This window comes from Limosilactobacillus sp., assembly GCF_041859915.1.
Taxonomy (GTDB): domain Bacteria; phylum Bacillota; class Bacilli; order Lactobacillales; family Lactobacillaceae; genus Limosilactobacillus.
In genome coordinates, this window is record NZ_JBFLGB010000002.1 from 1 (window position 1) to 26318 (window position 26318).

Consider the following 26318-nt stretch of genomic DNA (forward strand, 5'->3'; position numbering starts at 1 on the left):
ATGGTTCAACGTAGTTGAACCTATTCCCGACAAATAGGCTTTAACTGCATTTGCTTTAGTGTCAAAGTCAAAACTATACATAAAAAATGACCTCACTTTATTGAACAAATTTAATTGTCCAATAAAATGGGGTCACTACATTTCCAATATGGTCTAAAAAATCATATTTTTTCATTACCATTTATTACTCACTCTTTTATCTAGCACTTGGGATTCAACCCATTTACTTAAATTTTATCTTGCGTTAATTACTCAAATTAAAAAACTTATTCTTCTATTAATAATAGTAGTAATAATAACCATTAAATGTATGATTTGTTACATGATTCATGATGGCACCTAAAATATGGGCATGGACCTTCTTTAATTGCTTAATCTCTGACTGAACATGAAATTTAACAGCAACGTTTTGCGGAATTACGATCACGACGCCATCAACTTTCGAAGCTAGAATTGATGTGTCAGAAACTGAATTTACCGGTGGAGTATCAAAGATTACGATATCATACTTCTTCTTTAACATCTGAATTAACTTATTCATTTGATTACTAGCTAACAATTCAGATGGATCTGGTGGAATCGGCCCACTAGTGACAACATCTAAATTTTTGATGTGGGTCTTCTGAATTAACGATTGGTTTTGCTTTGATAAGAATGTTGATAAACCGTATTGATTATCAAGACTAAAAATTTTAGCAACGGATGGTTGCCGCATATCACAATCAACTAAACAAACGTGTTTCCCCTCTTGGGCACAAACGATTGCTAAATTAGAACTAACGGTTGATTTTCCCTCATTCTGTGAATCAGACGTAATCAAGATCGTATGTGCCGAAGAAAAGGCCAGATTAATTCGAACCGTGCGGAACTGTTCAGCAACAGTTGAATTAGGATAATCATGAGTCACCAAATATGTACCATATCGATTAGTACGATCATTCAATTGACGTTGATGATGTCCAAAAATATGGAATCGATTCCAACTCTTTTTTGTTCATCCTCTCTCTGATTGCCGTTATCTACGTGTCTTGAATGCTTCTTAATGATTTGAGCATTTCTCCGGATCTTTTTTAAGTTAATGTCGTTCACTTCACCTAAATTGGTTAATTCTAAATTATTGGTTACGTAATCCATACTGGTGATATATTTAGCACCGAATTCTTCAAATAGTGCTAGGGCAATTCCTAACATTACTCCAACGACAAGTCCTAACAATAATCCAATCGATCGTTTTGGAAAGACTGGTGCTGGATTGGGAGCAGCTTTTGCGATTACGCTAGCGGTATTAGCTCCCATAAAATGCTTTAAACGGCTTTTAAAAACTTTTGCCGTTTCGTTACTAACTTGGGCTGCTACAAACGGGTTAGACGATTTAACGCTAATGTTAAATACCTGTGAATTGGGTTGGGTATCTACACTAACTTGAGCACTCTTTACTAATTTACCATTTCCCAAACGTTTTTGAACCCGAGAACTAACGGTTGGACTCGTAATAATACTTTTATAAGTATTGACTAACTGAGAATCTGCCTGTTGCAAGGCCTGAATCTGATTTTCTCGAATACTTTTGCTTACTTTCTGATCAACAATCATTTGAGTAGATGCTTGGTATTGAGGTTTGATCACAAAAAAGAGTGCAATTGAAAATACAGCCACCGTTAAGATTGTCGTGAGAATAATCGTTTTGATATGATTTTTAAGGATTCCAAGAAATTTACGGACTTCCTGGAATACATCACTTAAGTCAAAATTATTATTCAAATAGGTTCACCATCGATTCAAAATTAAATTATCATTATTGTTAATTTACCGTGAATTATGCGAAATCACACTCTACTTATCGTAACCATTCGGGTGCTTTCGAGCCCAACGCCAGGCACTACCGATAATTTTATGAACGTCATCATATTTCGGTGACCATCCTAAGACCTTTCGAGCCTTAGTTGAGTCGGCAATCAATGTACTTGGATCACCAGGACGACGGGGTGCCATTTCTGCTGGAATCGGTTTACCAGTCACGTCACGGGCAGCTTTTAACATCTGGAGATTTGAAAAGCCGGTTGATGAACCTAAATTAAAGAAATCTGAATGACCACCGTTTAGTAATCGCTTCATAGCCAAGATATGGGCATCCGCTAAATCGAGAACGTGAACGTAATCTCGAACGTTAGTTCCGTCTTTCGTTGGGTAATCATCTCCAAAGATCTGGAGCTTCGATCGTTTACCCAAAGCAACTTGCAAGATAATTGGAATCAAATGGGTCTCTGGGCTATGGTCTTCACCAATACTACCATCGAGCTTGGCACCACCCACGTTAAAGTAACGGAGCGCGATGAAATGAATCCCGTAAGCCTGATCGGACCACTGCATAATCTTTTCCATCATTAACTTGGTTTCACCATACGGATTAGTAGGAATTTGCGGATCCGTTTCTTTAATCGGAATTCGTTTCGGTTCACCATAAGTCGCAGCTGATGATGAGAAGACAATCCGTTTAACATGATGCTTATGCATTACTTCCAATAAAGTAATGGTACCTTTGACATTATCATCAAAATACTTCAAGGGATTTTTCATTGATTCAGGAACGATCGACACGGAAGCAAAATGAATTACACCGGCAATTGATTCCCTATCAAAGACTTGATTTAAGAAATCCTGATCACGGATATCACCCTGATAAAAACGGGCTTTTGAATTAATAGCTTGACGATGCCCCGTCATTAAATTATCCACCACGACGACGTCAAAGCCATGATGAATTAAACGATCAACAGTATGGGAACCAATGTACCCGGCTCCTCCGGTAACTAAAATAGTTGTCATCAACATTTCTCCTAAATCCGTTTTAATTATTGACTTAAATCCTTAATAATAATTGTAATATATTTTACTAAAAATGTTTACCGTCCAGCTTATAACTATTAGTAATACTTAGTATTCAAAAGAAACAAAAAAGGCCACTTTACATATAAAAGCGACCTTAATAATCATAATTTAGGATGATTTACTAATTACTTGTAGCAATTGATTAATCTGCTTCGCTTGTTGATCAATTTCATGATTAGATAAGACTTGGTAATCCTGACCACTAATCTGTTTACTGTAACCTTGATAATGCGTCGAGATTTCATGATCACGAGTCCCACGATAACGCAGAGCTAAATTGGCTAAATCTTGTAAAGATAAATTCGTCTTTACATACTTAGTAAGTTTTTTAGCTAACGTTGGGTGAAAAATTAAATTGTGAACGGTAGTAACCTGATGGATTAACTGAAATAAGACTTGGCGTTGACGTAATTGACGACCATAATCGCCTTTTGGATCATCATAACGCATCTGGCAGTATTCCCTGACTTTACTACCTTTTATTCGAACTGGGTGATTCTTTTTCACGTGAAGTGATCCATACTTAAATGATAGCGGAGGATTCACACGAACCCCACCGACATCGGTCGTTAGATGTTCAAGGCCACCTAGATTAATCAACATGTAACCATTTATCGGCACATTCAACCATAAATGAATGTAATTCTGGGTAAACGGTGCGCCCTTAAATTCATATGCCGAATTAATCTTAGCATCATGGCCATCGAGCCAAACTAATGAATCACGAGGTACGCTAGTTACTCGCATCGTTCGTCTTTCAGGACTCAAGGTATTCATCATAATTTCATCCGTCCGACCATACCGTTCGGTTCGATGAATTGCTCCAGTATCAGTTCCCATAATGAGAATATTAACAGGTTGTGAAAAACGAAGCCGGGTTGCCGTATTTCTGGTTACTCCCTGACTGGAATAGCTATTATGTTGAAAGGAATAACCGTTAATTAAAGCAATCGCAACATAAAAAAGAATCACTAAACCAATCACGCTAAAGATCAATTTAGTAAATATATGGCGGTGTCGACGATGACGAATCCTTTTCTTATGAATTCCCATAACGTGTTGAGAATTACGATGCTTTGACATAGTGCTGATTTCTCCTTAAATATCTTATTTTTAATCTCGATAGTTAGTTTAAATATAAATAAATTTCCTCTCAATATTAGTAGTTTATCACACTTGAAAGCATTTCAAGGATTATTGTTATCGCAGAATCATAATCAGCAACGGAATCACCGACAAAAAGTTATTCAAGGCGTGCATCAGCATCGATGCTCGGATATTGTTACTACGTTTATAAACATATCCTAGGAACATCCCTAACGAAACGTACACGGCAAAGCTAATCCAGGTCGACGTCAAATGACCACTGGCAAAGACCAACCCACTAACGATCATCGGCCACCACAATCGTTTTGGACCGAAGAACGCATCCATGATGTAACCACGGAAAACGAATTCCTCTAGGATTGGTGACAGGCAGACCATACTGATGGTCATAATAATCAGAACGGTTCGATTACGTTCCAATAACTGCATAATCACATCGTTATTTTTACTTGAAAGTTGACCGTTCAACTTGTAATTAAGGTAATTTAAAATAAATTCAACTACTAGGGCTAAAGCATAGACTTTAATGATTAGCCACAAATCCTGCTTAGTGACTTTACGGATCGGGTGATGGGTGTGATCTAAATAGACTTTCCGAGCAATTAAGATGGCAACGATGAATGAGACAAAGTAAATGATGACGTAGACGGTGTTGTGTAAAACGCTGGCGTTATCATTTATAAAACGAATCGGTAACTGGACAAAACCGACCATTAGATATAGTAGTAGTAAAACGATAATTTTAGGTACGTAATTATGAATCCACTCTAAAACATTGGTTGATACGTGCTTCATGTATAGACCCTCTCAAATTATATAAAATAAAAGCGCTGAAATAACTTCAACGCTTTTAATTCTAACTTATTTTTATTTTCAGCACCAAACGCGAATTTATTTTAATGCGTTAACGATGGCTGGATTAAACTTATCTAAGTCAGCAGGTGTTCGGCTAGTGTATAAATTATGCTTCTTATCAACCACTAATGCCTGATCCTTAACACGAGCACCAGCATAGAATAAGTCAGTTCGAATCGTGGTATAAGCAGTCAGAGTTAACTGATTAGCTAAACCTGTCTGCATAAAGAACTGTGGACCATGGCAGATAGCAAAGACTGGTTTGTTAGACATTAAGAATGCCTTAACGAAGTTAACGAAACGATCGTCGACCCTTAATTGATCAGGTGAAAAGCCACCTGGTAAGAGTAAGGCATCATAATCGCTTGGTTTAACATCATCGATGGACTTATCGACCTTGGCTTTAGTACCGTGTTCACCAACGATGGTGGCACCAGCTTTCTTTTCGATAACGTCAACACTGTTACCGGCATCTTCCAATGCCTTGCGTGGTGACGTTAATTCTGAATCTTCAAACTGATTAGTTACGAGTGCAGCAACTTTACTCATATCAATCACTCCTTAATAATGTCTACTTTCATTCTACAGGAGACCATGATTTTTACGCAACCAAAAAGGCTTACTTTTAATAAGCCCGTTCACATCTCGATTCGACTGTTAAAGATAACAAAATCATATATAATAATGGTAAAAGACGATTGGGAAGGCTAAAAATTCGACATGAAAAAACTAATCATTAACCACTGGTACGACCTAAACGCATTAATTGCCGTTCTAATGGTTATCCTTATTATTACCCAGAAAGGTAGTTTTGATTTTCAGCAACGGGTAATCCTCTTTGAGTTTGCCTTTATGAACGCACATCTATTTGAAGAATACGGTCATTCAGGAACGATGCCTGGAACCTTAAACGTTGCGTTGTATCATAACCGGCAAGCACCGTTGGTATACCCATTCAATCAATTATCGGCGATCATCTGTAACTACCTATTTATGATTATTCTATGGTTGTTACCAGCATTCGAACCTGAATGGAACTGGGCAATCTTGGGTGCGATCTTTTGGGGCTTCATCGAATTTCTGCTCCATTTGGTTTACTACCCACACAAGACTCACTCTACAATGAGTGGTGGCATCCTAACCGCTTTAATGGGCTTCCTACCGTGTGGCATAATCTACATGGCGTTTGCTATTAACGCTGGTAAGATCAGCATTATTAGTGCAACAGTTGGCTTAATCTACCCGATTATCTTATACATGATTATCTTTAGGTGGCTCGGTGCCAAGGTTTTAGCTACACCTGCACCTAAGTATCCATTTACCGTTAACCAAATTGCACGTTACGTTAAAAACATTAAAGAACACCCAACTACTCATCATAAGGTTGGGACGTTATAACTGTTAAAACTGTTAGGACTGATTAACATTAACAAAGAAAAATTAGGCTTTTGGAGCATTGTATTACTAGGAATTAATGCCATCATTGGTTCTGGGATCTTCCTGTTACCAAATTTCGGCATGAAGTCGTTTGGTCCGGCCAGCATTCTAGTCTTGTTTGTCGATGCATTTCTGGCTTGCACGATTGGAATGTGCTTTGCTGAATGTTCCGGATTATTTAGTGAAACTGGTGGCGCTTATATTTACGCTCGCCAGGCATTCGGTAACTTTTTCGGTTACGAAGTTGGGATCGCAGCTTGGGTAATCAGGATTATCGCTGAAGCTACTATGTATATGGCTTTTGCCACGGCACTAGGCGGTTTCTTTCCTGCTTTAAATTCGCCGTTTGCGCATGACGTCATCGTTACAATTATGGGTGTCTTCTTGATGGCCATTAATATTGCTGGAATCAGGGTTTCGTCCGTCCTTAATAACGTCGTTACGGTTGGTAAGCTGGTACCCATCCTGTTAGTAATTGTGGTTGGTCTAGCTTTCTTGCATCCCGCTAACTTCCACCCGTTCTTCATCACCAAATTAACGACCATGCATAACTTCTCCAACACGGCCATTACGCTCTTCTACATCTTTACCGGTGTTGAAGGACTAGTCGTATCAGCTGGTGAAATGAACAACGTTAAGAAAAACTTACCTCGTGCAATCTTGATCGTTCTAGGTGTCGTTACGTTAATTTACGTCCTAGTGATGGTTGCCTGTGTTGGTGTTATGGGCACTAAGTTAGCTAACACTTCCGTCCCGTTACAATCCACCATGGACACCGCAATTGGTCACTGGGGCGGTGCCATCATCGCCATTGGATCGATTCTATCAATTGGTGGAATCGGGGTCGCAGCCACGTTTATTACACCCCGTTCAATGATTGCGTTATCTGATCACGGCATTATGCCGAAGTCGTTCGCCAAACGAAACCGTTGGAACGCACCATACGTTTCAATCATTGTTTGCACGGTTCTAACGTTACTGTTAGCTTACTCCGGGACTTTTACCAAGTTAGCTCAGATTAGTGCTGTTTCAAGATTTGCTCAATACATCCCAACCTGTATCGCTGTGATGGTCTTCCGGAAAACGATGCCAAAAGCAAAACGAGCCTTTAAGTTACCACTGGGCTACACAATTCCAATCATTGCGTTAGCCGTGTCCGCATGGTTATTGGTTGAAACCAACGTTGAAGAACTACTGTGGGGCCTTGGTGCATTAGTAATTGCTGTTCCGTTCTACTTCATTACCCGCGAATATCGTCATAAAATATAGTTAATTAATCTTAATTAGTTTGGTCTCGTGATTTGTAAATCACGAGGCCTTTCTTTTTACAATCTTTTCACTTGGCGATACGTTAAAGCTGGATAACATCTTGAAGGTGAGAATAATGAAGACAATTTCTGTAAAACAAGCTCAGCAGGCTGATTTAAAGACTCAAAAAGAAGTCGGCATCCCCGGTTTAGTATTAATGGAACGTGCCGCTTTGAAAGCTGCCGATAATTTATGGCACACGAACTGGAACTTGAATCACGTCTTAGTTGTCGCCGGTTCTGGCAACAATGGTGGTGATGGTTTAGCCGTTGCTCGATTGTTAGCTGTTAAGGGCGTTCACGTTGATATCCTATTATTAGGTAATCCTAAGCATTACTCTGATGAACACCAGACTCAGTTACATACTTGTAAGTACTACCATGTTCCAGTCGTCGACCCAAAGAACGTTGACTGGAAGAAGTACACCGTAATTATTGACGCTATTTTCGGAACGGGACTTTCTCGTCCGGTTGCCGGTAATTACGTTGACTTCATCAAGAAGGTCAACCAGGCTCCAGCCAGAGTTCAAGCGATTGACATCCCATCTGGCTTAAACGGTAGTACCGGTAAAGTCATGGGTGTTAGTGTTAAAGCTGACTTAACATCTACCTTTGCCTACGCTAAGAATGGCATGGTGAAGCCCGAAGCTAAGCCATACATTGGTAAATTAATCGTTAATGATATTGGTATCTACTGTTAATGAGTAGTCATCCCAAAATAAAAAGAGTCCCGATATTAATTATTCAATATCGGGACTCTTTTTAATTTATTATAATTAATTATTCTTTTTTCAAAGTCAGTTCACCCCAGTGAAGAATATCGAACTTGCTGGTGGTGTGGGATCGTTTAACCTGAATCCCATCTAAGGTATCAAGATAGTTGTAGATTCGGTTAACGTTCTTCTGGTTACTTACCAGAACGAAACTACCGTATTGTTTAAGAACTCGAATAATTTCGTGATAGATTTGATGAACATCTTCGGTATCACGGTCGTCCATAAAGCTGTCCTTGGTGTCCATCGCGGTAATTAAATTGAACGAATCGTTTGGAAACGGTAAATGTCGAACGTCCCCGTGAATGACGTTGATTCGATTATTAACGTGTTCCTTCTTGGCGTTCTTACGAGCCTTGTTAATTACGTACTGATTCTTGCTTTCGATCCCAGTCACAAAAGCAACCGGTCCAGCAGCCTTAGTAACATGCGTTAGGAAGAAATCTTTACCAGTACCGACATCTAAGATTTTCGAAGCCGTCCGTAGATCCAAGTGACGAATAATGTTTTGAACCCAGGTGTACTTACGGATCGTATAGGCCATGATGATAACAGCTAACAGTAACAGTAAGATCCCTAACAGCCAGGAAAAATCATAATCAAATAAAATCAAAATAATTCCTAAGATAACGGATGTCCAGGTAATAACTGGAGCGTCGACACCGTACCGCAACAATTTTTTCATATTTCAATTACCTTCCAAATCTTCAATAATTACAATTTAATTATAAGTCAGAAGCAACCCCGGTGCCATTGCGATTTAACAGGAACCAAAATGACCTCGTTCAGCCGGAGTGTTTCTCGCCGAACGAGGTCATTTAAGATTAGGTTTAACTCTTAAATCAACGATTAATACTTAACTAATCGTTTAGACTTACCCGTTTTAATTAAGGTCTTGTTGGAATCCATTGAGAAACCAACCATGTTCTTAACGGCATTGCGGGTGTAGAAGGCAATATGTGGAGTGACAACTACATTATCACGTTTCATTAAGTTCTTTAAACGCTTATCTGGAATGGCGTTAAAGCTACCGAAGTCTTTATTAAAGACGCCGACTTCATTTTCATAGACATCCAACGCGGCTCCCTGAACCTTACCGCTGTCCAAAGCTCTGATTAACGCATCGGTATCCAGTAATGAACCACGGGCTTCATTAATAAAGTAAACGCCCTTTTTCATTTCTGAGAACTGCTTATCACCAATCATGTGGTAGTTAGATTTCATAGCTGGAGCATGAATCGTGATCGCATCAGCTTGTTTGCAAAGGTCATCAAGGGACTTAACATAAAGGCCTTCCTTTTGTAACTGTGGGTTAGGATATGGATCATACGCAATGACGTGGGCATGAAAGCCATCACGTAAGATTCGCACGACGATGCGGCCGATGTGGCCGGTACCGATGACACCAACCGTCATCTTATCTAATTCATCAGCGATGTTTGGAGCCCAGTGTAAGTTACCATGGGCTTCTTGACGTTCAAAGATCTTAATGTGACGAATTAAACGCAGAAGATCAGTCATGGCTAATTCAGCGATGGCTTGCGGTGAGTATGCCGGAACGTTAGTTAACTTAATCCCGTTCTTCTTAAGAGCCTTGAAATCAACGTTGTCGACACCAACGTTTCGAATCGACAATGACTTAATCCCATAGCTGCCCAACTTATCTAAAATTGAAGTCGTGTATGGTTTCTGCTGATAAGCATCGACACCATCGAAGCCTTTGGCCATTTTTACGGTTTCATCGGTCAAAAGCTTAGGCGTCAACTTAACCTGAACATCTGGGTTATTGTTAACCCATTTTTTGAAATAGGGCATTTCATCCTGACGGACGGCATACGCGATAATCTTTGTCATAATAAAGCCTCCAGTACTTCTGATGGAGTGTTAATGGCGCTATTAACATTTATTATCTACTATTCTCCGACATGTCACTTTATATCATATCCATGTTGGACACGATATTTCTATCCATAAATCGTATCTGATATGTCGATATTCTGTGGGTGGCTAAAATCCTTATAATTATACGAAAAGAGACCTACTAGTAATTAGCAGGCCTCGAAAATGTTATGAATTTTCAGCTTAATCATTTCGGTTTATTTGTAGAATATCGTATTAGACAAATTTAGTCAATAATATTATCTTTTATTTTTATAATTGTTAGCTCTTGCCCAATAATTAGTAAATTTCTTTCGCAACCTGATAACGCCTATTAAATCAACAAGTATTTACTAAATGTCACTAATAATTACCGTAAATAAACGTTCCATTCCACAAATAGTTGCTTGAATTGTAGCTATAAGTGAGTGATATTGAGAATTGTAAAAATTAATTCATGAGGAGAAAATACAATGATTGAATTTCCAAAACAATTAAAATCATATCGACAACAACGTGGTTTATCCCAGGAAGGCTTGGCACAACAAGTCCACGTCACTAGACAAGCTGTATCTAAATGGGAAGCCGGAGAAGCCTCTCCTGATATCAAAAGCTTAGTAAGATTAGCTAGTATCTTTAACATTACCTTAGACAACCTTGTTTTAGGTCAATCGATGTCTACTAACACGAAGATCGACAGCTCCAAATTCATTTATGATCCAATTAAAAATCGATACGTGAGAAACGCTAAGAACATGAATATTTATGAGTTCTTAATTCATTACTGGTGGATTGCAGTTATTCTATTAATCGTCTTCGGTAGTGTTATTCATAGCTTTTTCTAATTAGAATCGGTGATTAATAGTGTTAGATAAACTACTAACGTGGTGCGAAATTCATTGGATCGCACTCATTTCTTTAGCTTTAGCTGTAATTAATAACGTGGCTAGTCATACTAGCCATATATCACTCGACATAAATAAAACCCATTTAACCCTCAAATCATTCGGGCCTACGGCTTATTACAGTGATAGAATTGCCGTTATTTTAGTGTCCTGGCTATTTTTCTGGGCTCTATTTCACGGAATTAAAGCAATTGCGAAACATACTAATTAAGGAGATTAATTCCATATGTTAATCCTGATTGTATTAGTTATTTGTGGATTTATGATGTCATTATAAAACTAGGCTTTACATATTAATTAGGACTTTGCTACCATAATACCTAAATTGGAAATTAAGGAAGTAGTTTTATGAATTTAAAGAAAGTTAATCCAACTGGACAGGGCTGGTGTTCAATGACCCACGCCTTTAAATTATTCTGGACCCACTATGCTGATTTTACACATAGTAGTACTCGTTCAGAATACTGGTGGTGGCAATTGTGGAATTTGATTATTAACTTGTGTTTTCTGATATTAACTATCGCTCTTACTGGCAGTACTTTCTTGAAAGTTATTGAACATGCCGACACAGTATCAAGCCCTAAATTATTCATTCGTTTTGGAATTGCCGGTGGCTTATGGTTAATTTGGCGCTTAGCTTCATTATTGCCCCGATGGAGTTTAGAAGTTCGTCGCTTTAACGATTTAGGCTTACCAATCTGGGTCAGTATTGTACTATTAGCTGCCAGCATTGTCATTTGGTTCAGTAATAGTTCTTTCTTAGAAAGTGTTGCGTTTATTGTTGATATTGTCGCTTTCATATTTGAATTATTACCGTCAAATGCATTAGCAAAATTTACTCATAAGTAATTCAACAATTTTATATTTTTGTATGGTGTATTAGAATAACATATGTTGACGTATCGGTTGTATAATCAATCATACAACGATGTTTCTTACGCTTTAATGCTTCAATCAAATCACGAAGAGCCTTTAATAAGGCAGTTACGGCACTCCTGAATGCTGTAACTGTAAATAGCGTTTCAAATACTAGTAACAAATATTTATGAGGTGTCGCGGGACGATAACCTGAGACAAAAAGATGGACGCTTCAAAATTTTGAAGCGCCTTTATTTTTGTATCCTCGATAGTATTACGACTGATAGAACCCCTTGCGCATGTTAAACTTAAAACGCTGTAGATCTTAGCCACCCTACTCAGGAGGACACGCGTATTTTTCAATTACTTAAATGGTTCATCGGCTTCATTATTGGATTAGTGATACTAACTTACATTTGGGATTTTTTAGCAGCTATTCAATGGTATGTATTCGGAATCCTTGTGATTGTTGCGATTGTGTTGGGGTATCGAGTATACAAACAAAATAAATGATGTTGATGTGATAATATGTATTTAGGGATAATATCAGAAGTATTGCTTCGTCAATAAAGGCGCTGAAGTAAGCGCCTTTATTTTTTCTTAAATTTATTACTGATGTTGGTATATCCATGATATTATGTAGGTACAAACGCGAGTAGCAAATATTTATGAGGTGTTGCGGGACGATAACCCGAAACGTAAAAGATGGACGCTTCAAAAATTGAAGCGTCTTTCTTTTTATTATTTTCTTAATAAAAAGCCGTAGATAATTAAGTCTACGGCTAATGCGATCATAAGGGATTATTCTAAAAACGTAACTAAATTATGTTTATATGATGTGAATAATCAATAACAACACACAAATAGCAAGTAATAAACAGGTTATGTCGATTATCATGTTGCGTCACCACCTTTAATAGTGGATTTAACCGCACCATTAGTAATAATATCACTTGACTAATTTACTTAATAGTTATACTTTAAAGATGCAAGTAATAGACAGGTTGCTATATCATGTTGCATCTAACGTGACTAAGTTACCTAAAAAGAATGGCGCTACTTGAAATAGCGTCTTTCTTTTTACCCAAATTCGCGTTATTTTAGTAACCAGTAATCAAATCAGAAAGCGAGATTAATTATGGAAAAATCAGAACAAAAAAACTATTTAAACGAAATGAACGACGCCATGGACGATTTAAACTTCTACTTAGCTAACCAGAAGTTCTTATCCGACTTAGACCAAAAAGAAGTTGCCAAGTTAGGCAAACGATTTGTTAAGACTGGTAAGCTAATTCAGGCTGTCGCCAAGAAACAGGCCAAATAATTTAAATCTTTAAACCAAATTAAAAACCAGTTCGATTATTCAATCGAACTGGTTTTTTTTGTTAAATGTTAACTGTTAATTATTTAGCAGAATTCTTGCATAATTGATCGATACGGTCGTAGAAGCCTTTAGCGTCAACATCGGTAATTAAGGTAACCGGACGGCCGTTCTTAGTTTCGTAAGTACGTCCAGCAGCAGCACCCGTCGTGATGACGTCAGCTTTGATCTGCTTGGACTTCGCAATTTCTGGGAAATAACTGATGATCATCGTTAAGACATCCCATAGGTAGTAACCCGTGCCAAACGGATGCATCATGGCATAGCCTAGACCAATCAAGTTTTCGGCTGGATACTTACACAAGCTAGCCCAGTGATCACGGACCTTCTGTGATAACGGAACCTGTTTAGTACTGTTAAGACCAACCTGGACTAACGGTAACTTAGAATCATAAACGACCTTAACAGCTTCCGGATCCCAGTATGCGTTCCATTCCTGAGTGCCGTCAGCTTCGGGTTCAACGACGTTACCTTTGTTATCCATGGTACCGCCCATCCAGTAGACTTTTTCAATCTTATCCTGAATTGATGGTTCAACCTTTAAAGCTCGAGCTAAATCGGATAACGGACCGGTCATAACTAAGGTAACTTTCTTATCGGAAGCCTTAACTTTATCAATGATATCTAAATGAGCCGGCTTCTTAGCCAAAGGTGCTTTAGGCGTGTGACCATGTTCATTTAAGACTGGAAAGTCATTAAAAGTATAGGCGTTCATACGCCATAACTTTGGAAATTCGTGAGCCGGACGGGAGTTCGACTGAGCAACTGAGATCTTACGACCCTTACCTAAATAGTCAACTAACTTTCGGGAAGCAGCAACGGCCGGTGTTACGAACGAGTCGGCACCAATTGCACTGATCCCTAAGATGTTAATGTTAGGCATTTCTAGAAACAGGATTAATGAATCTAGATCGTCGACATTACCATCATGATTAAAATATACATTCCGCATTATGAAACCCTCTTTTGCAAATTATATGTTCAGTATATCAATTTTTAGCTTTTAGCACTACCGATTTACTTATTATATGGTGTTCCTGAATTAATCATAAAAGCTCGGTAAATCTGTTCCGCCAGGACTGTCCGCATCAATTCGTGCGGATAGGTAAATTTACCAAACGAGATTTGGGCATCAGAACGTTTCAACACTTTTGAAGCTAAACCTAACGAACCACCGATCACAAAAGTTATATCTGGGTGACCATAGGTAGCTAAACGTTGAATTTCATGAGCAAATTGCACTGATGTTAGTTGCTTACCCTTGATGGCTAAGGCAAACACGTACTCTTTCGGTTTGATCTTCTTAAGGATTCGGGTGCCTTCTTTATCCATGATCTGTTCAGCTTGACCCTTACTTAACGGTTCAGGTTCCGGCTCTGACTTAACGATCACGGTCTTGAAGTTACAGAAACGTGAACAACGTTTTTTGTATTCGGCAACACCCTGTTTAAACCACTTGAATTTAAGCTTGCCGACGGAAATCATTTTAATGTTCATTCTGTTAGTTATCCCCTAACAACTGTGAGTTATCCACAGGCCCTGTGGATAACTACAACATTTTGTGGTTAAGTGTTACGTCCTACCTACTAATGGGGCGTGTTACTCAACACTTTCAACAACTGACTGTTACGGTTATCCACAATTTAACAAAATAAAGAGGCTCTACAGATTGTTACCTGTAAAGTCTAACACATGACATATTTTAACGATGATCCGCAGAGATTGAAGTCTTACGGGTCTGTTTGAATTCCTTTAAATTATTCTCCATTTCAGCGATGGCTTCATCCGAAGCGGCTTTACCTAATGGCATATGTAAAGGTAAAGTATCCCAATGATTTGTAACCTGATCATAAATGATCTTAGCGGCACGCATTGGGTCACCAGGAGTATTATCTGAACCGTGTTCTTTCATATAATTAATGGCCTGTTCAACTGGTTTATAATCAGCGAATTTCGTAACCGTCTTTTCGGATGAACGGCCACCCCAATCGGTTCTGAAGCCACTTGGTTCGATTAATAAACATTTAATACCCAGATGTTTAACTTCTTTAGCAAGCGTCTTGGTAATGCCTTCTACAGCGTGTTTGGCACCGTCATAGTAAGCACATGACAAGAAGCCGGTCAACCCACAGATTGACGAAAAGTTAACGATGGTCCCATGCTTTTGGGCACGCATCATTGGTAAGACGTTCCGGGTCATATCACATAAGCCCCATACGTCAACGTCAAAGATATAGTGAGCTTCTTTCCAGTTACTTTCTTCGAAGGTTCCGAAGTAACCTAAACCAGCGTTGTTGACTAAGACATCAACGCCACCAAAAGCTTGTTTAACCAACTTAACGGTGCTGACAACTTGATCATGCTTAGTAACGTCTAATTTAGCTTTCTTAATTTGGCCATGATCGTATTGATCTAAAAAGTTTAATTGACTTTCCGGTTTACGAGCGGTCGCAACTAAATTAACGTCTTTATGTTGAGCCAGAAAAATGGCTAGATTTTTACCAAAGCCGGTGTGACAACCGGTAACTAACCACGTTTGCTTTTTCATAGAATCATCCCTTTATTATCTTATGATTCTATGGTAGCAAACTTACGCAGTAAATCGGTATCAGTAGTTTATCATGTTTATTTTTATGATAATTAATACTATTTCAACACATAGGTAGGTGAAAAGATAGCCTGATCAGGACCGGGCCTGATTAGGCTTGTAAAAGATCAAAACTGGTATAGCTCATACTTTTAACAACTATAGAGTAGCAAAATTGTCAACCCGTAAGATTGTCATAGTACAGGTAATGTGTGTTGATTTTTAAGATGAGCTGGATAAAAAGAAATCTTACTTTAAGTATTAATTAATATTATGCAACACTAATAGGTCTTAAAGAAAAAGTAACAATTCCATCTATGATGAGCTTTAGGCCGAAATGTATATGGATAATGATATTTATATTCAGTCTGATAAAGCTTACGAAACGAACTCTTATACGAATGATGGTGTCTCAATTCATAATAAGCATGACGATATAAACGAACAATTTGAGTACGATGTGATGCATGTTGATTCCGGTGAGCTGATACATCTACAGATATACCCATTAAAATTAAGATACTTATGACTACTACTAAGAATTTTTTCATCTCAATCATTACATTACTTTATATTATTTACTTATCTGCTTTAATCAATCTAATTTTACGTGTTAATACCTTAATCCGATGTTGATTATATAGAGCTTCGCAAGAAATCCCAACACCATAAATAATGAGCATAACAATAATCGAATTATCATAACTTAAAAAGTTATTTAGAATCGGACTAACTATAAACAACCCGATAAAGAATAAGAAAGTAATTATAAACTCCGGCAAATTCATTTTATGTTTCATATAATTATGAATTAGAAGATAAAAAAGAGCAACAACACATACAACACTTACAACAATTCTAAACGACATAGGCATATAGCCTCATCTCCACTTTCTAAATATTTAGTGATTTATACGTTCAATCCGTTCATCGGAATTTATCTTATTTTTTAAAACTTTGACTTGATGGATATGATAAATATCATCACCAATAAAGACGGCCATTACAACGAGATAATCAATAATAATACTAATCTTCTGATCCAAAAGATTATCAATCATAGGTGTCATGAATAGTAATAATATAATCAATCCATATCTAATGATGATTTCTCGATAACTCATTTTCTGTTTAATTCGGGCACTAATTCCAGCCCAGATTAAACAACTAATTCCAAAGATTAACAAAAAGGTTCTAAATGAAATTGGCATATCTCCATCTCCTCAAAATAAGTAATTTTAGAATACCTAAAGACGCTGTCTCTGCCAAGCTCTAATTCTGGGACATGACCTACAACGCTTAATTAATGGGGCTTAGTCTGATAATATATTCATTGAGAAGGCATAATAATCAATGAAATTATCCAAGACGTTATATAAATATCGAAAGGCTCATCACCTTACTCAGCAACAGTTAGCCCAAAAGCTCCACGTTTCTAGAAAGACGATCTCAAACTGGGAAAACGGTCGTAGTGAACCTAGTTTTGAGATTCTAAAAACGTTAAGTCACTTATATAACGTATCAACAGACGAGTTACTAGAAGTGTCAAATGTTAAGGTTAAAAGTGATAATGATAACATTACGTGTAAACAAGCCTGGATTAAGTTCTTCAAAAATATATTCAGACTAAAAGGCAAAGCTTCTCGTAAAGAATATATGTATATCATGGTACCGATGACCATCATTAGTTTCTTAGTTGTATTTATTTTAGACCCGTTCTTATTAGCTAAAGATTTTAAATTACAAGCTGAAAATACTGTTAATTATGACGAACTAATAATGACGTTGGTTGGATTCGCGATTGTATTTGTTATTATGACGTTGATCGAAATTGTTCTCTATTGTCTAGTTGCTCGACGTAATCACGATATTGGCCTAAGTAGTTGGGTCGCATTATTGTTATTTGTTCCGCAGTTAGGAACATTTTATCAGCTAATCATCATGTTTGTGCCAACAAATTACTTTAAATCAAAAAAGTAACTAAAATTATACGTGAAGGTCACTAAATTAAAGAAGGTTTCATAATGGCACAACTAAAAATCATCAAAGGCGACATCACCAAAGTTCACGTTGACGCAATCGTTAATGCGGCTAATGAACGACTTGCCGGCGGTGGCGGTGTCGATGGTGCAATTCATCGGGCTGCCGGAATGCAGCAGTTAAATGCTGCATGTAAGAAACTTCACGGTTGTCCAACGGGTAAAGCTAAGGTAACGTCTGGTTTCAACCTACCAGCGAAGTACATTATCCATACTGTTGGACCCATCTGGCACGGTGGTAATCATCGCGAACCCAAACTGTTAAGTAACTGTTACCGTAACAGTTTACAACAAGCCGTTAACTATCACTGTAAGACCATAGCTTTTCCATCCATAAGTACTGGAGTCTATGGCTATCCACTAGGTAAAGCTGCTAAAATTACTGTTAATGTTATCAAACAGTTCCCTATACAGTTAACGGTAACAATGGTCTGCTTTGATGACAATACCTACCGAGCATACGTTCATGCTGCCCAGCAACATTAATCCTTTACATCATATCTTGGCTTCGTTATACTCTAATCATTGTAAAAGCTTGATTTTAACGGGTGATTACTATGATGAAACTATTTAAATCATCTAAAGCAATGGAAGTTATGATGATCATTGAGATCATCGTCGGGATCTTCGGCATTTTCGCAATGGAGATTACCGTTCATCGTTAAATTAAATTGAATTTAGACAGCAAAAAGGCCTTACTTGAAAAAGTAAGGCCTTTTAATTTTATCCAATTATTGTATTTATGGAACTAATTTCACGGTTGTCTGGTGAACGTGACCACCTTGGTAATAGGTGATTGAGATTCGCTGGCCAATCTTATGAGCATACAGGATATCTCGCAACTGTGCTAAACCGTGGATCTGCTGACCAGCCATCTTAGTGATCACATCGTACTTCTTAAGGCCAGCTTTTTGAGCCGCTGAGCCAGGTTTAACATCCATGATCACTGATCCCTGATTAACGTTTTTCGGCAACTTAAGAACACTTTGCCGCTGTTTAGCAGAAATATTTGCAAGATCAGTGTACAGGATTCCAAGTCTGGGTCTGATTACTCGACCGTGCTTAACGATCTGATTAATAACTCTAGTAACTTCGTTACTTGGAATGGCAAAGCCCATCCCTTCAATCGAAGAACCCTGGTTATCAGAAGACAGTTTCATCGAGTTAATTCCAATGACCTGACCAGCCATATTAATCAATGGGCCACCGGAGTTACCAGAGTTGATTGCCGCATCGGTCTGGATAACCGACGTCAATGTTCCATCAGTCCCGGCTTTCAGAGTTCGGTTTTTAGCAGAAACAATTCCTTTAGTAACGGTATTCGCGTATTCACTGCCCATCGGTGAACCGATAGCCAGGACATCTTGACCGGCAGTAATTGAATTGGAGTTACCAAATCCAGCTACCGTAGTAACATTCGCCGAATTAATTTTCAACACAGCCAAATCAGTGGCAGCATCAGTACCGACCAATTGAGCATCGACCTTGCGACCATTACTCATGATTACTTGAAGAGCACTGGACCCTTTTACCACGTGGTTATTGGTAACAATGTAGGCCGCATTTCCACTCTTCTTGTAAATCACTCCGGAACCTTCACTGGCTGTTTCAAGTTTACCATTAGAACTCGAAGAAGAACTATTATCACCCTGGGTAGGGCCAAACATTCCCAGAATACCATTATCTTGCTGAACATTCTGTTTGTTGATTACGCTAACCACGGCTCCCTGAACAGAATTATAGGCTCTCGTGGCCTCACCATTTAGGTCTGCCTTGTTCTTGTTCACCTTAGTGCCACCAGCCCGGTTAGAACCACTTGGTACCCGGGTACTAACAACAGCCTCATGATGTTGAATAGCACCACCAATTCCAATGGCAATTCCCCCACCGATTAAACCTGCGATGAGTCCCACGCCAGCAACTTTAACCCAGAAACGGTTAGTTCGTCGTGGCGTTCCTTGATTCTCATTCCTCATTCCAATTCCCCCAGTTCTTTTTTCTTCACCATACGAGCTAATTATGAAGAAATATTGAATTTAAATTATCTTTATTTTTATTTTTATAGGGTGAGCAATTTGCTAGGCGTTGCTGGTTCTGCATCATCAAGCCGGAAATCATGACCGACACCAAAATCGTGTTGTTCCATCAGGCTTGCCACGGTTAAATGAGCTAACGATCGCATATTATTATGCTGACTTCGGTGACCAAGAAAGATCTCTTTGGTTCGTGGGCCAACCACATTCATTAAGGCATCGGCCCCTTCCTCATTGGACAGGTGCCCTTCGTCACTTAAAATCCGCTGCTTAAGAGGCCAAGAATAAGGGCCCATTCGTAACATTTCAGTATCATGGTTGCATTCCATCAGGTAGGCATCAGCATTCTTAATAGTCCCTGCTACCCGATCTGAGACATAACCGGTATCAGTCAGAATACAAAAAGTCTTGTTATCATGGTGGACTTGGTAAAATTGCGGTTCAGCGGCGTCATGGGAAACCGCAAAGCTTTCTACTTCCATGTCACCAAGGTCAGCAACGTGTCCTGGCGCCAGAAGATGTTTTTGCGCTACGGGAATCTTACCAACCCGCTTGGCCATGGCCTTCCAGGTACCAGCATTCGCATAGACATCCATCCCATAACGACGAGCTAAGACGCCCACTCCATGACTATGGTCACTATGTTCATGGGTAACGAAGACTGCCTCAACATCTTTCAGAGTTCGCCCAATCTTATTCATTAATTTTTCAATCCGCTTACCACTTAAACCTGCATCGATTAGGATGCGATGATGGGCAGTTTCTAAATAGGTAACATTTCCCGTGCTTCCACTAGCCAAAATACTATAACGTAAAAAATCATCTTTACTCACGTTAAACTACCTCTTATTTTTCGATTGAACTTATATTGACATTGTCTGGACTGCTCTTCATCAACGTACTATTAAAGGCATTTACCCGCAGACGTTGAACCGTGTCGGCGTTTTTAGCCTTTACCTCAACGACCCAGGTTGGAATATAGACGGCCTGGTCATGACTATTAGTGACTAATAATTTTGTGTAAGTCAGCTTTGCCCAACGAACTTGGGAGTTATTAGGAATTAGATTATGCTTATAAAGCCAAGTTACCGCGTGTTGCTGGCTAATAATTGGAGCTTGTGGTCGCAATATTCGTCGATTTTCCAAGTAAGTCTGCGTATAACCAGTTACTGCACCATTGTTATTAAGGTGAAATCGTAACTGACCATCCACTGATTCGAGTGGTCGATGAGCCAACTGTTGAGTGTAAACTATCGTCTCATGATCAGATAACTGAGCATCATAATGATATCTATTTCCTAAAGCAATCAGGTGGGAGTTATTAACCAAACGTGCTAGGCGCTTGGTTGGATGATGACGATCAACCTTTATCGGATCATCAAAGCTACTAACTAACTCATCAGAGTTAAAATGATAACTTTGGTCGCGTAACTTGGCAGCTTGTGAGTCTAGCTCTCCATTATCTCCAGAACGACTACCTGCAAAATAATATCCCAAATGTTGATGATTAGATAGAGGTTTGCAGCTAATAGCATCAGTCTTCATTTCCTTAATAACCATCGTTGTTTGGTGAGAACTACTGTTAGCAATCGTAAAACGGTTTTGAAAGAAGAGTGATCCCGCTACAATCAAGTCAAAAATCAAGAAAGCAAATAAAAAGATCCATTGAATACGTTTAAAGTTCATTATTTGCCTCCTCCCTACTTTAAGAGTGCGGTGTAATTAACCCACTTACCATGATACTTAGCAAAGTATGTTGGCTCCATCTTAACCGTTTGGTGGTTTGTCGGTTCGGTTTTCCATTCATAGCCAACCCGTAAATCAGTAATGTCTCTAAAATGACTACTATTATGCAATTGATTAAGGACACTGTTGGTTGATGGTAATCTAACGGTCGAACCGTCCAAAGGTAATGGTACTTGAACAGTGTAAAGACTCATTAAGTAACGTTCTACCCCATTAGCATCAGCTTGAAGCTTGGCTCCACCATAGTTATCATCATTAATAATCGGGAAGCCTTCCACATAACTACGATAGGTAATTGTCCGACCATGATTCGTAACCTCGTCAAACCGAACATTATTCAAAGGCATCCCTGTCTTTGTCAAAGCATGATAAAAATGTGAATACAGTTGATTAATATTATTTTCGTTAGACCGGCCAACTTCATTCTCATAGTTTACGGTTCCGCGAGCAGAGTCATAAACCAAATGACGGTTAGTACCGTCCGTGTAGACAACATGGTTACCATCCTGGTGAGTAGTGAAGTTAGCATGTTGGGTAGTACTCATCAGGTTAGCACTGAGACTACTAATTTTCTGGTCACTAATTTGGTATGCCAGCCTCGGCAAGGCAAAAGAATGAAGATAAACCATCACTGCATGGCCATTAACAATGCGGTGGTCAACATTGATCGGCGTCAGGCCATGCATATTCGTTACTATTTTTTGGGGATCACCTTTAGCAATCCGAACTCGATAAACACCATAGTGATAGTCACTGAGTAAATAAAGCTCCCGCGACCCATCTAGGGGAATCACAATATGGTTAATTCGTTTAACCCGGCTGATGTCAACCGATTGCTTAAAAGTTTCATTAAAAACCGTCCCCGGAATGTTATCTGGATAGCTTAACATTAATGAATCATGGTGACGCAGGTAGCTAAGATAAACATCGCTGTTGTTGGTCTTAACGGTGCTGGTCCGCCCCAGTTGCCAACTAGCTAATTTTTCTTTGGCTTGATAAATTAGATCCTTATGTTGGCTATAAAGAAGCTGTTGATCACCATCATTATTCGTCCTAACAATCATTGTTGGCAAATAAACATCACCAATCGACTGAGCAGCCAACTGCTGATTGTTTGTACCATTCTCCCGATGAAAATAATCGGATTGAAAGGGATTAGTCCAAACAATTCCCGACAAAAGGAGACTGACTAATACAACAATGGTCAGTGCAATTGATAACCAGTTAGCTCTTAGCTTCTTGATCATCATCCCAATCATCCTCCTCTTCATATGGCACGTATGGCAACGAGATATAGAAGGTTGAACCATGACCCTCAACACTGTCAACCCAAATTTGGCCACCGAGCATGTTAATAACTTCCTTAGAAATGGCAAGTCCTAATCCGGTACCGCCCTGCTTACGACTGCGTGCCTTATCTACTCGGAAGAACCGGTCAAAGATCCGTCCTAAGTCCTTACGAGGAATACCTAGGCCTTGGTCGGCAATACTCATAATGACATGATTATGAGTTTCTAATAGGCGAACGGTAATAATCCCGCCATCAGGTGAGTACTTGATTGCGTTATTCATAATATTATCAATTACCTGGGTAAACTTATCAGTATCAATTTCAACCCAAAGATCTTTCTTAGTAAAATGCCGTTCAATAGTGTACTTCTTCTTAGTCGTCTCACCATCGTCCTCTTCTTTTTTGATGATCATATCGAACCGGTTCAAAATATAATTCAGTAGCTCTTTAATGTTGACGTACTCAAGATTAAGCTTGGTCGTCCCGGCATCCATCCGTGATAGGCTAAGAAGGTCATTGATCATCCGGATCATCCGGTCGGTTTCTCCCTGAATAACTTTTAAGAACTTCGGTGCAACCTGCTTGTCTTTCCAGGCTCCGTCGCTCAGGGCTTCAACGTAAGAATGTACACTTGTTAGCGGTGTTCGCAACTCGTGCGAAACGTTAGAAACAAATTGCTTTCGTTCTCGCTCTTCCTTCTCTTGGCTGGTAACATCATGCAGAACACAGACCAAACCGGAAACAAAACCAGATTCACGCTGGATCGGTGAAAAGTAGGCCTTTAGGATCAAATTATTACCCTCATTGGACATATCAATGATCATTTCACGCTGCTCGGTATTAACCAATTGACGCACTGTATAGTCATGGCGAATATTGAGAACATCAATGATCGACTTGCCAATCAGGTCGTCCTCATGGTCCACTCCCAATAATTGAAGAGTCATATTATTGACGATTGTGACATTTCCCCGTCGATCGGTTGCTAAAACGCCATCAGACATATGGGAAAGGACACTGTCCAGCCGCCGTCGTTCAGAGTCGGTCGATTCTTGAGCTTCTTCCACCCGCACGGACAGATTGTTGACTGCCCCAGCAAGCTGGCCCAGCTCATCATTGCCTAAGACTCGCACTTGACCAGAAAAGTCACCACGGGCAATGCGTAAAGCCTGTTTACGCATTTCTTCAATTGGTCGGGTTATTTCCTGGGAAATAATAATTGCGAGGATTAACCCAATGACAATGGTAATCAAAGCCGCGGAGAGGTAAATCAACGTAATGCTATTGATGTTGGAATAGACCGTCTCTAGACTAGCCCGTAAGTATACCGCACCGATCACATTATTATTACTGTTGTCAACTAGTGGAACCACATTGATATAATAACGAGTATGGTTGGCACTGTCATAAATATTCTCTGAATGTGACCGGTTATTCATTAACGTCGCTTTGACGGCTTGATCAGTCGACTTTTGGCCAACCGTTCCTCGATTATTGGCATTGCTGGTTCCCCTGATCGTTCCCTTGTTGTCAATAACCCGAATCTCAGAAATATTATTGTTATTGACTTCCGAAAGGATTTGGCGAATCTGGTGGTTAGCTTTGCCGGTATTGGAACGAGTCAACTGAGTACTTAGTGAGTTGTCTACGTAGGATGGCAACTCAATTGATTGCTTAAAAGTATTTAAATTCTGATGTTCCAACTGACGTACAAAAGCCGCCCCAACACATTCCAGCGTTAACATCAACATTAACGCGAATACGAGGGCGATTTTAAAACGAATCGATTGATAAAATTTTAATTTGCTGTTCACAACTGCTCAGCCTCTAATTTTGATCTGGATTTGCTAAGTAGTAACCAACCCCACGCCGAGTAATTAACCATTGTGGGTGGCTCGGATTATCCTCAATTTTTTCTCGCAGTCGACGGACTGTAACATCAACAGTCCGCACATCACCAAAGTAATCATAACCCCAAACAGTTTGCAAAAGATGTTCACGATTGATGACTTGGCCAATATGCTGTGCCAAGTAATGAAGTAATTCGAATTCACGATGAGTTAGGTTAATGTTTTCGCCCCGTTTAGTAACTGTATAGGCTTCGGGGTGAATTGTTAAGTCACCGACTTGGATGTCAGTGTTTTTGTCTTTTTCGGCTGGTGCTTTAAGGGTTGCCTGCCGCCGTAAGTTAGCCTTAACCCGTGCTACTAATTCCCGATTAGAAAATGGCTTGGTAACATAATCATCGGCCCCGAGCTCTAAGCCAAGAACCTTATCTAATTCAGAGTCCTTGGCAGTTACCATAATAATTGGCATGGTGTGCTTAGCCCGGACCCGTTTGGCAACCTCTAATCCATCAATCTTCGGCAGCATCAGGTCCAAAATAATTAAGTCGGGATTATCGCTTTCAACCTTCTCGAGGGCTTCTTCACCATCATAGGCAGTTACAACCTCGTAGCCTTCTTTTTCGAGATTAAATTTAATAATATCCGAAATTGGTTTCTCGTCATCGACGACTAGTATTTTTTTTGCCATCTCAAAATCCCCTCCACTGGGTGATTGACTTAAACTTAAACTAAACTTAATAACCGTGTCCCTATTATAGCACAGCTAATTTCTTTTACATTTATCGTGATTTAGGGTTGACATCCATTGCCTTGAATGGTAAATTAATAAAGTACCTTGTTAAGAGGTTATATTAATGGGCAGTTAGCTCAGCTGGCAGAGCAACGGACTCTTAATCCGTGGGTCCAGGGTTCGAACCCCTGACTGCCCATCAGAGGTTTACAGAGATTGGGGTTTTCTCAATCTCTTTTTTTGTTACATTGACGAGGTAATTTAATGACAAAGACCGCACTTAGCGAAATCCAAGTTACCATGGACGTAATTGGTGGTAAGTGGAAGCCACTAATCCTTTGCTACTTGGAACACGCACCAAAAAGGCATTCACAAGTCGATGTCCCATTGACTAATCAGGAATGGTACGACCTTTACTTAGCGGCTGGTTATAAGCTACCATAAGTTTTTCTGGTCTTTTAATTCATAACTGGTAAGAAGGATAGCCTTTCTCACTAGTTTTTATTTTAAAAACTCTTGCCAAGCTAAACTAAATCTGTTATTATAATAATTGTTGTCAATGACATGGGCAGTTAGCTCAGCTGGCAGAGCAACGGACTCTTAATCCGTGGGTCCAGGGTTCGAACCCCTGACTGCCCATTATGTGCACCTGGAT

Annotated in this window: 27 protein-coding genes and 2 tRNA genes; 11 read left to right on the forward strand and 18 right to left on the reverse strand. The window is 39.2% G+C overall.

Annotation, left to right across the window (positions count from 1 at the left end):
* Positions 1-277: 277 nt before the first annotated feature.
* The 6 genes from ACEYV4_RS00530 to ACEYV4_RS00555 form a co-directional block, all read right to left on the reverse strand.
* On the reverse strand, positions 278-907 hold the full coding sequence (locus ACEYV4_RS00530; RefSeq protein ID WP_373841510.1) for a CpsD/CapB family tyrosine-protein kinase: 630 nt from the start codon (positions 905-907) through the stop codon (positions 278-280).
* A gap of 32 nt (positions 908-939) precedes the next feature.
* A complete protein-coding gene (locus ACEYV4_RS00535) occupies positions 940-1761 on the reverse strand; it encodes a YveK family protein (protein WP_373841511.1) in 822 nt (273 codons plus the stop codon).
* A 72-nt stretch (positions 1762-1833) separates the two neighbouring features.
* Positions 1834-2826, reverse strand: coding sequence for a UDP-glucose 4-epimerase GalE (gene galE, locus ACEYV4_RS00540; RefSeq protein ID WP_133441181.1), 993 nt, complete (start codon positions 2824-2826; stop codon positions 1834-1836).
* 171 nt (positions 2827-2997) lie between these two features.
* Positions 2998-3972 (reverse strand): LCP family protein, encoded by a 975-nt coding sequence (locus ACEYV4_RS00545; RefSeq protein WP_133441180.1) that lies wholly within the window; start codon positions 3970-3972, stop codon positions 2998-3000.
* 117 nt (positions 3973-4089) lie between these two features.
* Positions 4090-4791 (reverse strand): CPBP family intramembrane glutamic endopeptidase, encoded by a 702-nt coding sequence (locus tag ACEYV4_RS00550; RefSeq protein WP_133441179.1) that lies wholly within the window; start codon positions 4789-4791, stop codon positions 4090-4092.
* Positions 4792-4887: 96 nt separating this feature from the next.
* The gene (locus ACEYV4_RS00555) at positions 4888-5400 is read right to left on the reverse strand and encodes a type 1 glutamine amidotransferase domain-containing protein (RefSeq protein ID WP_133441178.1); all 513 of its coding nucleotides are present in this window, start codon (positions 5398-5400) and stop codon (positions 4888-4890) included.
* Positions 5401-5571: 171 nt separating this feature from the next.
* On the opposite strand from ACEYV4_RS00555, the gene ACEYV4_RS00560 reads away from it, so the two are divergent.
* From ACEYV4_RS00560 to ACEYV4_RS00570, 3 genes are all read left to right on the forward strand, one after another.
* Positions 5572-6249, forward strand: a complete 678-nt coding sequence (locus tag ACEYV4_RS00560) for an HXXEE domain-containing protein (RefSeq protein ID WP_133441177.1) — start codon at positions 5572-5574, stop codon at positions 6247-6249.
* An 18-nt stretch (positions 6250-6267) separates the two neighbouring features.
* A complete protein-coding gene (locus ACEYV4_RS00565; protein ID WP_373841569.1) occupies positions 6268-7557 on the forward strand; it encodes an APC family permease in 1290 nt (429 codons plus the stop codon).
* Positions 7558-7672: 115 nt separating this feature from the next.
* Complete coding sequence (locus ACEYV4_RS00570; protein ID WP_373841512.1) at positions 7673-8296, forward strand: NAD(P)H-hydrate epimerase; 624 nt, start codon at positions 7673-7675, stop codon at positions 8294-8296.
* Between the two features lie 79 nt (positions 8297-8375).
* On the opposite strand, the gene ACEYV4_RS00575 is transcribed toward ACEYV4_RS00570, so the two are convergent.
* On the reverse strand, positions 8376-9053 hold the full coding sequence (locus ACEYV4_RS00575; protein WP_133441175.1) for a class I SAM-dependent methyltransferase: 678 nt from the start codon (positions 9051-9053) through the stop codon (positions 8376-8378).
* A gap of 164 nt (positions 9054-9217) precedes the next feature.
* A complete protein-coding gene (locus ACEYV4_RS00580) occupies positions 9218-10222 on the reverse strand; it encodes a D-2-hydroxyacid dehydrogenase (RefSeq protein WP_133441174.1) in 1005 nt (334 codons plus the stop codon).
* Between the two features lie 497 nt (positions 10223-10719).
* On the opposite strand from ACEYV4_RS00580, the gene ACEYV4_RS00585 reads away from it, so the two are divergent.
* The 3 genes from ACEYV4_RS00585 to ACEYV4_RS00595 all read left to right on the forward strand — a co-directional run bounded on the left by ACEYV4_RS00585 (position 10720) and on the right by ACEYV4_RS00595 (position 13333).
* Positions 10720-11091, forward strand: coding sequence for a helix-turn-helix domain-containing protein (locus ACEYV4_RS00585; RefSeq protein ID WP_133441173.1), 372 nt, complete (start codon positions 10720-10722; stop codon positions 11089-11091).
* A gap of 408 nt (positions 11092-11499) precedes the next feature.
* The gene (locus ACEYV4_RS00590) at positions 11500-12000 is read left to right on the forward strand and encodes a DUF805 domain-containing protein (protein ID WP_133441172.1); all 501 of its coding nucleotides are present in this window, start codon (positions 11500-11502) and stop codon (positions 11998-12000) included.
* A gap of 1147 nt (positions 12001-13147) precedes the next feature.
* Positions 13148-13333 (forward strand): hypothetical protein, encoded by a 186-nt coding sequence (locus tag ACEYV4_RS00595; RefSeq protein WP_133441171.1) that lies wholly within the window; start codon positions 13148-13150, stop codon positions 13331-13333.
* A 79-nt stretch (positions 13334-13412) separates the two neighbouring features.
* On the opposite strand, the gene ACEYV4_RS00600 is transcribed toward ACEYV4_RS00595, so the two are convergent.
* The 4 genes from ACEYV4_RS00600 to ACEYV4_RS00615 all read right to left on the reverse strand — a co-directional run bounded on the left by ACEYV4_RS00600 (position 13413) and on the right by ACEYV4_RS00615 (position 17188).
* Entirely contained in the window at positions 13413-14342 is a 930-nt protein-coding gene (locus tag ACEYV4_RS00600; RefSeq protein WP_133441170.1) for a nucleoside hydrolase, read from the reverse strand.
* A gap of 65 nt (positions 14343-14407) precedes the next feature.
* Positions 14408-14887: a 23S rRNA (pseudouridine(1915)-N(3))-methyltransferase RlmH gene (gene rlmH / locus ACEYV4_RS00605; RefSeq protein WP_133441169.1), complete on the reverse strand. Its 480-nt coding sequence runs from the start codon at positions 14885-14887 to the stop codon at positions 14408-14410.
* 205 nt (positions 14888-15092) lie between these two features.
* The gene (locus ACEYV4_RS00610; RefSeq protein ID WP_133441168.1) at positions 15093-15938 is read right to left on the reverse strand and encodes an SDR family NAD(P)-dependent oxidoreductase; all 846 of its coding nucleotides are present in this window, start codon (positions 15936-15938) and stop codon (positions 15093-15095) included.
* 941 nt (positions 15939-16879) lie between these two features.
* Positions 16880-17188, reverse strand: a complete 309-nt coding sequence (locus ACEYV4_RS00615) for a hypothetical protein (protein WP_133441167.1) — start codon at positions 17186-17188, stop codon at positions 16880-16882.
* 142 nt (positions 17189-17330) lie between these two features.
* On the opposite strand from ACEYV4_RS00615, the gene ACEYV4_RS00620 reads away from it, so the two are divergent.
* Together ACEYV4_RS00620 and ACEYV4_RS00625 are read left to right on the forward strand one after the other, a co-directional pair.
* Positions 17331-17957, forward strand: a complete 627-nt coding sequence (locus ACEYV4_RS00620) for a helix-turn-helix domain-containing protein (protein WP_133441166.1) — start codon at positions 17331-17333, stop codon at positions 17955-17957.
* A gap of 44 nt (positions 17958-18001) precedes the next feature.
* The gene (locus tag ACEYV4_RS00625; RefSeq protein ID WP_133441165.1) at positions 18002-18502 is read left to right on the forward strand and encodes an O-acetyl-ADP-ribose deacetylase; all 501 of its coding nucleotides are present in this window, start codon (positions 18002-18004) and stop codon (positions 18500-18502) included.
* Between the two features lie 254 nt (positions 18503-18756).
* On the opposite strand, the gene ACEYV4_RS00630 is transcribed toward ACEYV4_RS00625, so the two are convergent.
* From ACEYV4_RS00630 to yycF, 6 genes are all read right to left on the reverse strand, one after another.
* The gene (locus ACEYV4_RS00630; protein WP_373841513.1) at positions 18757-19992 is read right to left on the reverse strand and encodes a S1C family serine protease; all 1236 of its coding nucleotides are present in this window, start codon (positions 19990-19992) and stop codon (positions 18757-18759) included.
* An 83-nt stretch (positions 19993-20075) separates the two neighbouring features.
* Positions 20076-20882, reverse strand: coding sequence for an MBL fold metallo-hydrolase (locus ACEYV4_RS00635; protein ID WP_373841514.1), 807 nt, complete (start codon positions 20880-20882; stop codon positions 20076-20078).
* A gap of 13 nt (positions 20883-20895) precedes the next feature.
* A complete protein-coding gene (locus ACEYV4_RS00640; protein ID WP_373841515.1) occupies positions 20896-21735 on the reverse strand; it encodes a two-component system regulatory protein YycI in 840 nt (279 codons plus the stop codon).
* Between the two features lie 14 nt (positions 21736-21749).
* Positions 21750-23045: a YycH family regulatory protein gene (locus ACEYV4_RS00645; RefSeq protein ID WP_373841516.1), complete on the reverse strand. Its 1296-nt coding sequence runs from the start codon at positions 23043-23045 to the stop codon at positions 21750-21752.
* Positions 23020-24900 (reverse strand): cell wall metabolism sensor histidine kinase WalK, encoded by a 1881-nt coding sequence (gene walK / locus ACEYV4_RS00650; protein WP_373841517.1) that lies wholly within the window; start codon positions 24898-24900, stop codon positions 23020-23022. The genes ACEYV4_RS00645 and walK overlap by 26 nt, the downstream gene beginning before the upstream one ends.
* Positions 24901-24913: 13 nt before the next feature.
* On the reverse strand, positions 24914-25621 hold the full coding sequence (gene yycF, locus ACEYV4_RS00655; protein ID WP_373841518.1) for a response regulator YycF: 708 nt from the start codon (positions 25619-25621) through the stop codon (positions 24914-24916).
* 168 nt (positions 25622-25789) lie between these two features.
* Here yycF and ACEYV4_RS00660 point away from each other — a divergent pair.
* The 3 genes from ACEYV4_RS00660 (at position 25790) to ACEYV4_RS00670 (ending at position 26302) form a co-directional block, all read left to right on the forward strand.
* Positions 25790-25862: transfer RNA gene (locus ACEYV4_RS00660), tRNA-Lys, on the forward strand.
* Between the two features lie 65 nt (positions 25863-25927).
* Positions 25928-26107 carry a hypothetical protein gene (locus ACEYV4_RS00665; protein ID WP_373841519.1) on the forward strand — a complete coding sequence of 60 codons (180 nt, stop codon included), beginning with the start codon at positions 25928-25930 and terminating at the stop codon, positions 26105-26107.
* A gap of 122 nt (positions 26108-26229) precedes the next feature.
* A tRNA-Lys gene (locus ACEYV4_RS00670) sits at positions 26230-26302 on the forward strand.
* The last annotated feature ends 16 nt before the right edge of the window (positions 26303-26318 follow it).